Origin of the sequence: Methylobacterium sp. WL8 (genome assembly GCF_008040045.1) — a bacterium.
In the GTDB taxonomy this organism is placed as follows: domain Bacteria; phylum Pseudomonadota; class Alphaproteobacteria; order Rhizobiales; family Beijerinckiaceae; genus Methylobacterium; species Methylobacterium cerastii.
Genome location: NZ_VRVF01000005.1, coordinates 1 through 13,882, shown reverse-complemented (window position 1 = coordinate 13,882; position 13,882 = coordinate 1). Strand labels below are relative to the sequence as shown.

Annotated in this window: 12 protein-coding genes; 9 read left to right on the top strand and 3 right to left on the bottom strand. The window is 71.6% G+C overall.

Annotated elements, in window-relative coordinates:
* Nucleotides 1–11 precede the first annotated feature (11 nt).
* From acsF to FV234_RS26035, 9 genes are all read left to right on the top strand, one after another.
* The gene (gene acsF, locus FV234_RS03095; protein ID WP_187273570.1) at nucleotides 12–1,064 is read left to right on the top strand and encodes a magnesium-protoporphyrin IX monomethyl ester (oxidative) cyclase; all 1,053 of its coding nucleotides are present in this window, start codon (nucleotides 12–14) and stop codon (nucleotides 1,062–1,064) included.
* A 10-nt stretch (nucleotides 1,065–1,074) separates the two neighbouring features.
* Nucleotides 1,075–1,899 (top strand): putative photosynthetic complex assembly protein PuhE, encoded by an 825-nt coding sequence (puhE, locus tag FV234_RS03090; protein WP_147828050.1) that lies wholly within the window; start codon nucleotides 1,075–1,077, stop codon nucleotides 1,897–1,899.
* A 45-nt stretch (nucleotides 1,900–1,944) separates the two neighbouring features.
* Nucleotides 1,945–3,162: a 5-aminolevulinate synthase gene (gene hemA, locus FV234_RS03085; RefSeq protein WP_147828049.1), complete on the top strand. Its 1,218-nt coding sequence runs from the start codon at nucleotides 1,945–1,947 to the stop codon at nucleotides 3,160–3,162.
* Nucleotides 3,163–3,398: 236 nt separating this feature from the next.
* Nucleotides 3,399–4,409 (top strand): magnesium chelatase ATPase subunit I, encoded by a 1,011-nt coding sequence (bchI, locus tag FV234_RS03080; RefSeq protein ID WP_147752950.1) that lies wholly within the window; start codon nucleotides 3,399–3,401, stop codon nucleotides 4,407–4,409.
* A complete protein-coding gene (locus FV234_RS03075) occupies nucleotides 4,406–6,184 on the top strand; it encodes a magnesium chelatase subunit D (RefSeq protein WP_147828048.1) in 1,779 nt (592 codons plus the stop codon). The genes bchI and FV234_RS03075 overlap by 4 nt, the downstream gene beginning before the upstream one ends.
* A 37-nt stretch (nucleotides 6,185–6,221) precedes the next feature.
* The gene (bchO, locus tag FV234_RS03070; RefSeq protein WP_238272186.1) at nucleotides 6,222–7,127 is read left to right on the top strand and encodes an alpha/beta fold hydrolase BchO; all 906 of its coding nucleotides are present in this window, start codon (nucleotides 6,222–6,224) and stop codon (nucleotides 7,125–7,127) included.
* An 86-nt stretch (nucleotides 7,128–7,213) separates the two neighbouring features.
* Nucleotides 7,214–8,713, top strand: a complete 1,500-nt coding sequence (locus FV234_RS03065; RefSeq protein WP_238272185.1) for a phytoene desaturase — start codon at nucleotides 7,214–7,216, stop codon at nucleotides 8,711–8,713.
* Nucleotides 8,694–9,782 carry a phytoene/squalene synthase family protein gene (locus tag FV234_RS03060; RefSeq protein ID WP_147828045.1) on the top strand — a complete coding sequence of 363 codons (1,089 nt, stop codon included), beginning with the start codon at nucleotides 8,694–8,696 and terminating at the stop codon, nucleotides 9,780–9,782. Before FV234_RS03065 ends, FV234_RS03060 begins: the two co-directional genes overlap by 20 nt.
* Entirely contained in the window at nucleotides 9,779–9,925 is a 147-nt protein-coding gene (locus FV234_RS26035) for a hypothetical protein (protein ID WP_187273561.1), read from the top strand. The genes FV234_RS03060 and FV234_RS26035 overlap by 4 nt, the downstream gene beginning before the upstream one ends.
* 61 nt (nucleotides 9,926–9,986) lie before the next feature.
* On the opposite strand, the gene truB is transcribed toward FV234_RS26035, so the two are convergent.
* From truB to infB, 3 genes are all read right to left on the bottom strand, one after another.
* The gene (truB, locus tag FV234_RS03055) at nucleotides 9,987–11,018 is read right to left on the bottom strand and encodes a tRNA pseudouridine(55) synthase TruB (protein ID WP_147828044.1); all 1,032 of its coding nucleotides are present in this window, start codon (nucleotides 11,016–11,018) and stop codon (nucleotides 9,987–9,989) included.
* A gap of 82 nt (nucleotides 11,019–11,100) precedes the next feature.
* Nucleotides 11,101–11,535, bottom strand: coding sequence for a 30S ribosome-binding factor RbfA (gene rbfA, locus FV234_RS03050; RefSeq protein ID WP_147828043.1), 435 nt, complete (start codon nucleotides 11,533–11,535; stop codon nucleotides 11,101–11,103).
* A gap of 117 nt (nucleotides 11,536–11,652) precedes the next feature.
* On the bottom strand, nucleotides 11,653–13,882 hold a 2,230-nt coding region (infB, locus tag FV234_RS03045; RefSeq protein WP_147828042.1), incomplete at its 5' end, for a translation initiation factor IF-2.

Sequence of the window (13,882 nt, the reverse complement as noted above, 5' to 3'; positions counted from 1 at the left end):
TCAGGCATCCGCTGCCCAACCGTCCGGTCAACGAATCGACCAAGTCCGCGCAGGAGACGACCTTCCTCAGCCCGCGCTTCTACACCACCGACTTCGCGGAACTCGACCGCACGAACGTCGAGCCGGTCCGGGCCGAGTGGGACGTGCTGATCGAGGAGCTGCGCTCCGACCCGAACAAGCGGCACTTCACCCGCAACGCCGACTTCGACTGCGACCTGTCGCAGATGGAGCCCGAGCTCCGGAAGGAGTTTCTCGACTTCCTGGTCTCCTCGATCACGGCCGAGTTCTCGGGCTGCGTGCTCTACGCCGAGATGCGCAAGCGCGCCAAGAACAAGGACATCAAGGAGCTGTTCGGCTTCATGAGCCGCGACGAGGCGCGCCACGCCGGCTTCATCAACGACACGCTGAAGGACTTCGGCATCGGCGTCGACCTCGGCTTCCTGACGAAGTCGAAGAAGTACACGTTCTTCCGCCCGAAGTTCATCTTCTATGCGACCTACCTGTCGGAGAAGATCGGCTACGCGCGCTACATCACCATCTTCCGGGAGCTGGAGAAGCATCCCGAGCGGCGCATCCACCCGATCTTCAAGTGGTTCGAGAAGTGGTGCAACGACGAGTTCCGCCACGGCGAGGCCTTCGCGCTCCTGATGCGCGCCAACCCGAAGCTGACGCAGGGGCTGAACCGCTACTGGATCAAGTTCTTCCTGCTGGCCGTGTTCGCGACGATGTACGTCCGCGACCATTGCCGCCCCGCCTTCCACGCCGCGCTCGGGGTCGACCCGTCGGATTACGACTTCACCGTCTTCCGCATCACCTCGGAAATCTCGAAGCAGACCTTCCCGCTGACGCTCGACCTCGACAACCCCAAGTTCAAGCAGCGGCTCGACACTCTGCTCGACTGCTCGGTGAAGATCGCCGAGGCGCGGGCGCAGGGCGGCGTCGCCGGCACGCTCAAGCGCGGCGTTCAGGTCGCGCGGGCGGCGGTCACCTTCGGGCGGCTCTACCTGCTGCCGACGCTGGACAACGCGATGCCCGCCGACATCCGCCTCGAGCCGGTGTGGTAGCGGGTCGGCGATGTCGCCCTACGCGGTTCCGGCCCTCTATGCGGTGGCGATCTGGTGGTTCTCCACCGGGGTGATCATCCTGCTCGACCACCTGCCGCGCCGCACCTTTCCGTGGAGCATGGCCGGCGGCACCGCGGTGCTGCTGGCGGCGCTCTACGCGATCGGCGCGAGCGCCGGCGACGCGACGGAGCGGGGGGCCTACACCGCCTTCACCGGCGCGCTGCTGGTCTGGGGCTGGCAGGAGATGAGCTACTACATGGGCTTCGTCACCGGCCCGCGCCCCGAGGCGTGCCGGCCGGGCGCCCGCGGATTCGAGAAGTTCCGGGCGGCGTTGGCCACGAGCCTGTGGCACGAGCTCGCCATCGTGCTCGGCGCGCTGGCGATCCTCGCGCTCACCTGGAACGCGCCGCAGAAATTCGCCCTGTGGACCTACTGCGTCCTGTGGGGAATGAACCTCAGCGCCCGGCTGAACCTGTTCCTCGGGGTGCGCAACCTCAACACCGAGTTCCTGCCCGATCACCTGTCCTATCTTGGCTGCTACCTGACGAAGCGGCCGATGAACCTGCTGTTCCCGGTGTCGGTCAGCGTCGCCACCGTGGTCGTCGTGCTCCTCGGGCAGGTGGCGCTCGCCGAGCCGACCACGCCGCACGCGATGGTCGGCTTCACCATCCTCACCACGCTGATGGGTCTGGCGACCCTCGAGCACTGGTTCCTGATGCTGCCGCTGCCCGCGGCCGCCCTGTGGAACTGGAGCCTACCGCCGAAGGTCGCGGCCTCCGCCGCGACCGTGACGACACCGGTGCCGGCCGAGCCGGGCCGGCGTGACGCGGCCTGACGCGGGAGAACCCGCGCGATCGTAACGAGGACGGGGAGACGAGCGATGGATTATGAAGCGTTCTTCGGCGCCGAGCTTCAGAACCTGCACCGGGAAGGCCGCTACCGCGTCTTCACCGATCTCGAACGTCAGAACGGGCGCTTCCCGCACGCGACCCACCACAGCCCGGAGGGCGAGAAGCCCGTCACGGTCTGGTGCTCGAACGACTACCTCGGCATGGGCCAGCACCCGGACGTGCTCGCGGCCATGCACGAAGCGCTCGACCGCTGCGGCGCGGGCGCCGGAGGCACCCGTAACATCTCCGGTACCAACCATTACCACGTGCTGCTGGAGCGCGAGCTCGCCGACCTCCACGGCAAGGAGGCGGCCCTGCTGTTCACCTCCGGCTACGTCTCGAACTGGGCGGCGCTTGGCACGCTCGGTGCGAAGCTGCCCGGTTGCGTGATCCTTTCCGATTCCGAGAACCACGCCTCGATGATCGAGGGCATCCGCGCGAGCCGCGCCGAGCGCCAGATCTTCCGCCACAACGACCCGGAGGACCTCGACCGCAAGCTGCGGATGATCGAGCCGGGCAAGCCCAAGCTCGTGGCCTTCGAATCGGTCTACTCGATGGACGGCGACATCGCCCCGATCGACGAGATCTGCGACGTGGCCGAGGCGCACGGTGCGCTCACCTACCTCGACGAGGTCCACGCCGTCGGCCTCTACGGCGCGCGCGGCGGCGGCATGTCGGAGCGCATGGGGCTGGCCCACCGCCTCGACGTAATCGAGGGGACGCTGGGCAAGGCCTTTGCGGTCCATGGCGGCTACATCACCGCGAGCGAGAAGCTGTGCGACTTCGTCCGCAGCTTCGCCTCGGGCTTCATCTTCACCACTTCGCTGCCGCCGGCGGTGGCGGCGGGCGCGGCCGCCAGCATCCGCCACCTCAAGCAGAGCGGCGTCGAGCGCGCCCGCCACCAGGAGCGGGTGCAGCGGGTGCGCGAGCGCCTGGACGCGGCCGGCATCCCCTACCTGCCGAACGACAGCCACATCGTCCCGGTGATGGTCTGCGACCCGGTGCTGTGCAAGGCGATCTCCGACACCCTGCTGGACGAGTTCGGAATCTACGTGCAGCCGATCAACTACCCGACCGTCGCCCGCGGCACCGAGCGCCTGCGCATCACCCCGTCTCCGCTGCACACGGACGCCGACATCGACCACTTGGTCGAAGCGCTGGCCGTGATCTGGGGCCGGATCGGGCTGGAGCGGGTGGCGGCGGAGTAGGGGACGCGCTCGGGCACCGGATGGCGCGTTGAAAGCTCCGGGCGGCCCCTCTCCCATGGGGAGGGGACCCGCGACTGACTTAAGCGGTGTGGGGATGCGGCGGCCCGCAGCGTCAAATGGGAACGCCCCGTGCGTTTCGAAGGCTTGGGTGCCATTCTCGATCGCACCGCCGGCCTCCGCCCTCCCGGGTGATGAATCGGCGTGACCACACCCTCGAATCGTCGAGTCCCGAACGCGTGACCACCTTCCCCTTCACCGCGATCGTCGCCCAGGACGAGATGCGTCAGGCGCTGCTGATCGCGGCCGTCGACCCGTCGGTGGGGGGCGTGCTGGTGTTCGGCGACCGCGGGACCGGAAAGTCCACCGCGATCCGGGCGCTGGCCGGGCTGCTGCCGCGGATGCGGGCCGTCGTCGGCTGTCCCTATGCCTGCGACCCGGCAGCGCCCGCCGAGGCGTGCCCGCATTGCGCGGGAAAGCTTGAGCGGAAGAGCGCCCTCGTGCCGGTGCCGGTGGTCGATTTGCCGCTCGGGGCGACGGAGGACCGCGTCGTCGGCGCGCTCGACCTGCAGCGGGCGCTGGCGCTCGGCGAGAAGGCGTTCGAGCCAGGGTTGCTGGCGCGGGCCAACCGCGGCTTCCTCTACATCGACGAGGTCAACCTGCTGGAGGACCACCTCGTCGACCTGCTGCTCGACGTGGCCGCGAGCGGGGTCAACACCGTCGAACGCGAGGGCCTGTCGATCCGCCACCCGGCGCGCTTCGTGCTCGTCGGCTCCGGCAACCCTGAGGAGGGGGAGCTGCGGCCCCAACTCCTCGACCGGTTCGGCCTCGCCGTCGAGGTGGCGACGCCGACGGACATCGCGACCCGCATCGACGTGGTCCGCCGCCGCGACGCCTACGAGCGCGACCCGGCCGCGTTCTGCGCCACGTACAGCAAGGCGGAGCGGGCGCAGGCCAAGCAGATCACCCTCGCGCGCGAGCGGCTTCCGGCCGTGACGATCCCCGACGCGGTGCTGGAGGCCTGCGCGCGACTCTGCCTCGCGCTCGGCACCGACGGGTTGCGCGGCGAGCTGACTCTGATGCGCACCGCCCGCGCGCTCGCCGCGCTCGACGGCACGCACGACGTGACCATCGATCACGTCCGCCGGATCGCGCCGGCGGCGCTCCGCCATCGCCTGCGCCGCAACCCGCTCGACGAGGCCGGCTCCACCGCCCGCGTGGCGCGTGCCGTCGCCGAGGTCCTGGCGTGACCCCTGAGCCCGGCGCGGGGCGCTGGGCCGACGCGATCCGGGTCGCGGCGCTGCTCGCCGCCGACCCGCAGGCCTGCGTCGGCATCCGCCTGCGCGCCGGGGCCGGCCCGGTGCGCGACGCCTGGCTCCGGCACCTGACCGACCGGCTTGCAACCGGCACTCCCGTTCGCCGCTGCCCGCCCGGGATCGGCGACGACCGCCTGCTCGGCGGCCTCGACCTCGCCGCGACCCTGTCGGCCGGGCGGCCGGTGGCGCAGGCGGGACTGCTCGCCGAGGCCGATGGCGGCCTCGTCGTCGTGCCGATGGCCGAACGGCTGTCGCCCGGCACGGCGGCGCGCCTTGCGGCCGCCCTCGACACGGGCACGGTCGCGGTCGCCCGCGACGGGTTCTTCGAGACGCGGGCGGCACGGTTCGGGCTGGTGCTGCTCGACGAGGGACTCGACGACGAGGCACCGCCCGTCGCGCTCACCGAACGCCTCGCCTTCGACGTGGATCTCCGGGACCTCGCGCTGCGGGACATCGACGGCGCGACCGCGTCCGACCCGGCTCGACGCACGCCCGACCGAGCGATGGAACCGGACGACGCCTCCGAAGCCGTGGCCACGCTCTGCGCCGCCGCCGAGGCTCTCGGCGTGGCGTCGCTACGCGGGCCGTTGCTCGCCGTGCGGATCGCCCGGCTGATCGCCGCCTGCGACGGACGGAGCATGTTGGCGGAACCCGATCTCGCCGAGGCGGCGCGCTTCGTGCTTGGGCCGCGGGCGACGCGGATGCCCGCTCCCGAGCAGCCCGGCGACGACGCCGAGCCACCGCCACCACAGGCATCCCCCGAGGACGAGCGGCCGCCCGACGCGTCCGCGGACGAGGCGGCCTCGGAGCGGCAGCAGGCCGAACCGCCGAGCCTCGACGACGTCGTGCTCGCAGCGGCGCTCGCGGCGATCCCACCCGGCCTGCTCGCGGCTCTCGCCGCCGGCCAGGCGCCGGCGCGCGGCGGCAAAGTGGGAAAGGCGGGAGCCGCCGCCGCGGCTGCGCGGCAGGGCCGGCCGATCGGCGCGCGCGCCGGCGATCCGCGTCGCGGGCGCCTCAGCCTGCTGGCGACCCTGCGGGCCGCCGCCCCCTGGCAGGCCCTCCGGCGGTCGGAGACCGGAGCGGGCGAGGCGAGGGCGATCATCGTGCGGCCGGAGGACATCCGGATCACGCGCTACCGCCAGCGGACCGAGAGCACCACGATCTTCGCGGTCGACGCCTCAGGCTCGGCGGCGCTCGAGCGGCTCGCCGAGGCGAAGGGGGCGGTGGAACTGCTGCTGGCCGAGGCCTACGTCCGGCGCGACCGGGTCGCCCTCGTCGCCTTCCGCGGGCGCGCGGCGGAGCTCGTGCTGCCGCCGACGCGGTCGCTGGTGCGGGCCAAGCGCGGGCTCGCCGGGCTGCCCGGCGGCGGAGGCACGCCGCTGGCTGCAGGGCTCGACGCGGCGGCCGACGTGGCGCTGGCCGTCCGCCGCGGCGGCGGCACCCCGGTCGTCGTGCTGCTCACCGATGGGCGCGCCAACGTCGACCGCACTGGGACTCCGGGCCGGCCGCGCGCCTCCGAGGACGCGCGCGCGGCAGCCCTGCGTTTCCGCGCGGCAGGATACGCTGCGATCCTCATCGACACCGCACCGCGACCCCAGGATTCGGCACGCGCGCTGGCCGAGGCGATGGGCGCCCGCTATCTCCCATTGCCGCAGGCCGACGCCCGCAAGCTCAGTGCCGCGGTACGTGCCGCGGGCGAGGCGGCGTGACGGCGCGGGTCGGCAAGCTCGGGGAACGATGACACACATGTCCGAGGACCGCCCGGATTGGGAGCGCGAGGGGCGCGACTGGCCGCATCGTGACGCGAGCCGCTTCGTCGAGGCCTGCGGTTTGCGCTGGCACGTGCAGGAGATGGGACCGGCCGACGCCCCCGTGCTGCTCCTCGTCCACGGGACGGGTGCGGCGACGCATTCCTGGCGCGGGCTGATGCCGGCGCTGGCCGGTCGCTTCCGCGTGATCGCGCCGGACCTGCCCGGCCACGGCTTCACCGATCCGTTGCCCGCCGGCCGCCTGTCGCTTCCCGGCATGGCGTCGGCGCTCGCCGACCTCACGACGCAGCTCGGCGTGCATCCGGCGGTGGCGGTCGGCCATTCGGCGGGCGCTGCGATCCTGGCGCGGACGTGCCTCGATGGGCGGCTCGCGCCTCGGCTGCTGGTGGCGCTGAACGGCGCCCTCAAGCCGTTCCCGGGCCTCGCGTCGATCCTGTTCCCGAGCATGGCGCGGATGTTGTTCCTCAACCGGATGACGCCCAAGATCTTCGCCTGGACGGCGGACCGCGCCGCGGTGCAGCGGCTGATCCAGGGCACCGGTTCGCGCCTCGATCCGGCCGGCCTCGACCTCTACCGCCGCCTGTTCCAGAAGCCCGCCCACGTGGCCGGGGCGCTCGGCATGATGGCAAACTGGAACCTCGACGCCCTCGATCGCGAACTGCCGCGGCTCGCGGTGCGCACGCTCCTCGTCGTCGGCTCCGACGACAAGGCGATCGCCCCCGACACCGCCTTCGCCGTCCGCGACCGCCTGCCCGACGCCCGCGTCGAGCTGATGCGCGGCCTCGGCCACCTCGCCCACGAGGAGGCGCCCGAGCACGTCGCCGCGGCGATCGTCGCAGAGGTCGAGGCAATCGGCCTGCTCGCCGAGTCGCGACCGAACTGAAGTCTCGCCCCTCAGAATGGCTCTTGCCTGAGGCCGGCTTTCGCCCCTAGTGTCAAATCATGTTGACACTCGATGCGTCAGACACGTTGACACGCACCGACCGCCGGCCCCACGCCGTCATCGTCGGCAGCGGCTTCGGCGGGCTCGCCGCCGCGATCCGGCTCGGCGCCCGCGGTTATCGCGTGACGGTGCTCGAACGCCTCGACAAGCCGGGCGGGCGGGCGCGGGTCCACCGGCAGGACGGCTTCACCTTCGACGCCGGCCCGACCATCGTCACCGCGCCGTTCCTGTTCGAGGAGCTCTGGGCGCTGTGCGGGCGGCGCATGGAGGACGACGTCACCTTGGTACCGATGCGGCCCTATTACCGCATCCGCTTCGACGACGGCGCCACATTCGACTATTCCGGCGACCTTCCCGCCATGCGGGCGGAGGTCGCGAAGTTCTCGCCCGCCGACGTCGCCGGCTACGAGCGCTTCATGACGCAGAGCGAGGCGATCTTCCGCGTCGGCTTCGAGGAACTCGGCCACGTGCCCTTCGGAAAGATCCGCGACATGCTGCGGATCGCCCCCGACCTGGTGCGGCTCGGTGGCCACCGAAGCGTCTACGACGTGGTGGCCAAGTACATTCGCGACGAGCGCCTGCGCACCATCTTCAGCTTCCACCCGCTACTGATCGGCGGCAGCCCGTTCCGGGCGAGCGCGATCTACTGCCTGATCGCCCACCTCGAGCGACGCTGGGGCGTGCACTTCGCCATGGGCGGCACCGGTCGCCTCGTCGACGGCCTCATCGGCCTGATCGCGGGGCAGGGTGGTTCGCTCCGCTGCAACGCGGAGGTCGCCGAAATCACCGTCGCCGGCGGCGCCGCGACCGGCGTGCGCCTCGCCGACGGCGAGACCATTCCCGCCGACATCGTCGTGTCCAACGCCGATTCCGCCCACACCTACCGCAATCTGCTCCCGGCTTCCGCCCGCCGACGCTGGACCGACCGCAAGGTCGAGCGCGCCCATTCCTCCATGGGCCTGTTCGTCTGGTACTTCGGCACGAAGCGGAAATACCCGGACGTCGCCCACCACACCATCCTGATGGGGCCGCGCTACCGCGCGTTGATCGACGACATCTTCCGCAAGAAGCGCCTCGCCGACGACTTCTCGCTCTATCTCCACAGGCCGACCGAGACCGACCCGATGCTGGCGCCGCCGGGATGCGACGCGTTCTACGTGCTCTCGCCGGTGCCGAACCTCGCCGGCGGCCAGGATTGGGCCGCGCTCGCCGAACCCTACCGACGGCGCATCGAGGCCTCCCTCGAGGCGACGGTGCTGCCGGGCCTGTCGTCCGAGATCGTCACCTCGAAGGTGACGACGCCGCAGGATTTCTGCGACGACTTCCTCAGCTTCCGCGGCTCCGGTTTCGGACTCGAGCCGGTGCTGACGCAGTCGGCGTGGTTCCGGCCGCACAACGCGTCGGAAGACGTGCGCAACCTGTTCCTGGTCGGCGCGGGCACCCATCCCGGCGCCGGCCTGCCCGGCGTCCTGTCCACGGCCCGCGTCCTCGATACGGTGGTTCCCGATGCGCGCGTCTTCGCCTGAGTCGCTTCCGGCCGAGTTCCTGGCCGCCCTGCGCCCGGCCTCGTCGCACGCGTCGGAGGCCGACCACGCCGCCTGCCGCGCCGCGATCCGCACGGGGTCGCGCAGCTTCTACGCCGCCTCGCATCTGCTGCCGCCGAGCGTCCGGCGCGCGGCCTACGGGCTCTACGCCTTCTGCCGGATGTCGGACGACCTCGTCGACGAGGCGGAATCCGGCGCCGCGCCCGGGGCGGTGCTCCGCCTCGACGCGCGGCTCGCGCGCATCCATGCCGGCCACCCCGCCGACCACGCCGCCGACCGGGCGCTGGCCGACGTCGTCGCCGACCACGCGATCCCGCAGGCGCTGCCGGCGGCGCTGATCGAAGGGTTCGCCTGGGATTGCGAAGGCCGCCGCTACGCGACCTTGGGCGAACTCTGCGCCTACGCCGCCCGGGTCGCGGCTTCTGTGGGCGCGACGATGACGCTGATCATGGGCGTGCGCGACGCCGACGTTTTGGCGCGGGCCTGCGACCTCGGCGTCGCGATGCAGCTCACCAACATCGCCCGCGACGTCGGCGAGGATGCGCGCATGGGCCGCCTCTACCTGCCCCTCGACTGGCTCGAAGAGGCCGGCATCGATCCGGACGCGTTCCTGGCCGAGCCGACGGCGACGGATGCCCTGCGCGACGTGGTCGCCCGGTTGCTGGCTGCCGCGGACGTGCTCTACGCCCGCTCGGAGGCCGGCGTCGGCGGCCTGCCGCTCGCCTGCCGCCCGGCGATCCGGGCCGCGCGCCTGATCTACGCCGAGATCGGCGCGGAGATCGCCCGGAACGGGTTCGACAGCGTCACCCGCCGCGCCCGCGTCGGGGCGGGGCGCAAGCTGAAGCTGCTCACCCGCGCCGCGCTGCCGCTGGGCGGCGGCGCCGACCGCGACGCGCCGAGCCTGCCCGAGACCGCCTACCTCATCGAAGCCGTGCCGGCGCGCATGCCGCTGGGCCGCCCCTGGTGGGACATCCCGGGCCAGGCGGTGCGGGTGCTCGAGATGATCGAGGCGCTGCGCGAGCGTGAGGGGACGGGCCGCGAGACGGCATGACCGACCCGCTCTTCGCGGTCTTCGACATCGGGCTCGTCTTCGCCCTCGCCCTCGGGCTGGCGATCTGGCAGCTCGTGTCGCTCCGGCGCGGCATGCGGCGGGACCGCGCGGCCGAAGCGACGCGGACCGACCGCGAGGAGTAGCGCGCGCTTCTTCCGCTCCCCCCTACGGAGTAGGAAGGGCGTCGCGATCATCCCTTCTACGTCAGGAGGCCCGACCCGCCGCGGTGCCGCCGAGGTGGAACACCCGGTGGGGCACGAGCTCGCCGCGCTCGACGTCGCCCACCGCGACCAGGATGCCTCCGCAGGTCGCGAAGATCTTGCCCTCGACCGGCGCGTCGCGGCCGCGCAGGATCACCGACTGGCCGCGCATCAGGCGCATCGCCATGTCGCGCGAGACCGAGACGGAGGTGATCGCATCGAGCGCGGTCTCCACCGGCATCAGGTGCGCGAGGCTGCCCTCGGGGCCGGCCGCGTCGAGGCCGGCGACGTTGCAGGAATCGGCCTCCGTGAACGGCCCGACCCGGGTTCGGCGCAGGGCCGAGACGTGGCCGCGGCAGCCGAGCATGCGGCCGAGATCGCGCGCCAGCGCCCGCACATAGGTGCCCTTGCCGCATTCAGCCTCGATCACCGTGCGGTCGCCATCGTGCTCGACGACCGCGAGGCGGTCGATCTGCACCGGGCGGGCCACCAGCTCGACCACCTCGCCGTCGCGAGCGAGGTCGTAGGCGCGTTCGCCCTGAATCTTGATCGCCGAATAGCGCGGCGGCACCTGCTCGATCGCGCCGACGAAGCTCGGCAGCGCGGCCTCGACCGCCTCGCGGCTCGGGCGGTCGTCGCTCGTCGCCACCGGGCGCCCCTCGGCGTCGTCCGTGTCGGTCTCGATGCCCCAACTCACGGTGAAGCGGTAGGCCTTGCGGCCGTCCATCACGAAGGGAACGGTCTTGGTGGCCTCGCCCAGCGCGATCGGCAGGATGCCGGAGGCCAGCGGATCGAGGGTGCCGGCATGCCCCGCCTTCTTGGCGTTGAAGGCGCGCTTCACCACTGCGACCGCGTGCGTCGAGGTCATGCCGACGCCCTTGTCGAGGATGACCCAGCCCGACACGTCGCGCTTCTTCGGCCGGTCGGAGCGCGGACCACCACGGGGCGGGCGACGGCCTTCGTCACCGCGGCGCTCGCCCGATGACGGGATTTCGGGGGTCGATGCCGGATGCTCTGAGGTCGGGACGTCGTTCATGGAAACCTCGGTCGGCGTCATGCTTTTTACGTGGGTCGGCGAAACGGGGTCCAGGCGGGTGCGCCTGACCTCCGGGGCCGCGTCAGGTGCGTCGGTCGTCGCCGTCCGCGTCGTCCTCGTCCGGCGAACCCTTGTCGAGGTCGCGCTGGACGCGCTCGTTGCGCAGCAGCGCGTCGATCCGGGCGGCCTCATCGAACGTGTCGTCGCGTTGAAAGCGCAACTCCGGGGCGAATTTGAGGTTCACCCGCCGGGCGACCTCCTGGCGGAGCGCCTTGCGGTTGCGATCGAGCGCGGCGATCACCGGCGCCTCGTCCATGCCGCCGAGCGGCATGACGTAGGCTGTGGCGAGCTTCAGATCGGGCGACATCCGAACCTCGGGCACGGTCACCACGTGGCTGCCGAGCACCGGATCCTGGATGTCGCCGCGCTGGAGCACTTCGGCGAGCGCGTGGCGCACGAGTTCGGCGATGCGCTGCTGCCGCAGGGTCGGGCCGGTCGGGTTGGGTTTCTGGGCCATGGTCTCTTCGGTCTCGCGCAAGGCCGTCCGGCGGGCGGACGGGGCGGGACGGGAATACGAAAAAAGACGGCCGCGGCAGGAGCCGCGGCCGCCGTGTCGATGCGCTGTCGAACGCGATTAGAGCGTGCGGCGGATCTCTTCGACCCGGTAGCACTCGATGGTGTCGCCAGCGCGCATGTTCTCGAAGTTCTCGAACGCCATGCCGCAATCCTGGCCCGACGTGACTTCCTTCGCGTCGTCCTTGAAGCGCTTCAGCGTCGAGAGCTTGCCCTCGTGAATCACCACGCTGTCGCGGATCAGGCGGACATGGGCGCCGCGCTGGACGACGCCGTCGGAGACGCGGCAACCGGCGACCTTGCCGACCTTCGAGACCTCGAAGATCTCCTGGATGAAGGCTTCGCCCAGGCGCTCCTCGCGGAGCGTCGGAGGCAGCATGCCCGACAGGGTCGCTTTGATGTCGTCCACAAGGTCGTAGATGATGTTGTAGTAGCGGATCTCGACGTCGTTGCGCTCGGCGAGCTCCCGCGCCTCCTTGTGGGCGCGGATGTTGAAGCCGATCACGACCGCCTTGGAGGCGGTCGCCAGCGTCACGTCCGACTCGGTGATGCCGCCGACGCCGGCGAGCAGGATGCGCGCCGAGACCTCGTCGTTGCCGAGCTTCTCCAGCGCGCCGGAGATCGCCTCGACCGAGCCCTGCACGTCGCCCTTGATGATGACCGGCAGCTCCTTGCGGCCGGCGCCTTCCTTCAGGTCGCGCATCATGTCGACGAGCGAGCGGTTGGCGCCGCCCGTGCGGGCGTTCTGGCGCTCGCGCTTGGTCCGGGCGCGGTACTCGGTGACCTCGCGGGCGCGGGCCTCGCTCGGCACCACGATCACGCGGTCGCCGGCATCGGGCGTGCCGTTGAAGCCGAGGACCTCCACCGGGACCGACGGCCCGGCATACTGGATGTTCTCGCCCTGGTCGTCGATGAGGGCGCGAACGCGGCCCCACTCGGCGCCGGCGACGACGATGTCGCCGGTGAACAGGGTGCCGCGCTGCACCAGCACGGTGGCCACGGGCCCGCGGCCGCGATCGAGCTTGGCCTCGATGACCGTGCCCTCGCCGTCGCGCTTCTCGTTGGCGCGCAGGTTCATGATCTCGGCCTGCAGCTGCAGGCCCTCGAGCAGGTCGGGCAGGCCGTCGCCGGTCTTGGCCGAGACCTCGAACTCCAGGGTCTCGCCGCCCATCGACTCGACCTGGATGTCGTGCTGCAGCAGCTCGGTGCGGACCCGCTGCGGGTTCGCCTCGGGCTTGTCGATCTTGTTGATCGCCAGGATGAGCGGAACGCCCGCCGCCTTGGCGTGCTGGATCGCCTCGATGGTCTGGGGCATCACGCCGTCGTCGGCCGCCACCACCAGCACGACGATGTCCGTCACCTTGGCGCCGCGGGCGCGCATCGAGGTGAAGGCCGCGTGGCCGGGGGTGTCGATGAAGGTGACCATGTCGCCGGACGGCGACGCGACCTGGTAGGCGCCGATGTGCTGGGTGATGCCGCCGGCCTCGCCGTCGACCACGTGCTCCTTGCGGATCGCGTCGAGGAGCGAGGTCTTGCCGTGATCGACGTGACCCATGATCGTGACGACCGGGGGACGGGGATCGAGATCCTCGTCGAGATCCGGCTCGTCGGAGGTCAGGCCCTCTTCCACGTCCGACTCGGCGACGCGGCGCACGGTGTGGCCCATCTCCTCGGCGATGAGCTGCGCCGCGTCCGAATCGATCACGTCGGTGATCTTGTGGATCTCGCCCTGCTTCATCAGCAGGCGGATCACGTCCACCGCACGCTCGGACATGCGGTTGGCGAGCTCCTGGATCGTGATCGTCTCCGGGATCGTCACCTCACGCGACAGCTTCTCCTTCTGCTCGACGTGCCGGCTGCCGCTCATGCGCTGCTGGCGACGGCGGAAGGAAGCAATCGAACGGGTGCGCTCGTCCTCACCGGACGTCGCGGTCGCGATGGTGAGACGGCCGCGGCTGCGGTCGCCGCCGGGCTGCTTCGGGGTCTTGGGCGGCGTGATGATCTTCAGTGGCATGCCGGGACGGCGGATGACGCGCTTGGTCTCGCTCTCGTCCTCGTTCGCCGCCGGACGGCCGGCCGGACGCGCGGCGGAGCCGGCGGGGCGGGCCGCCGTAGTCGGGCTCGCGCTCTTCTCCGGCTCCGGCGCCGGAGCGGGCTTGGCCATGAAGTTCAGGTTCTGCGGCTTGCGCACGTCCGCGGTGATGGTCTTGCGCGGCTCGGCCGGAGTCGGGCGCGCCGTCAGCGGCGGCCGTGCGGCGGGGGCCGGACGCGCGGCGCCGCCGGCGGCGGGA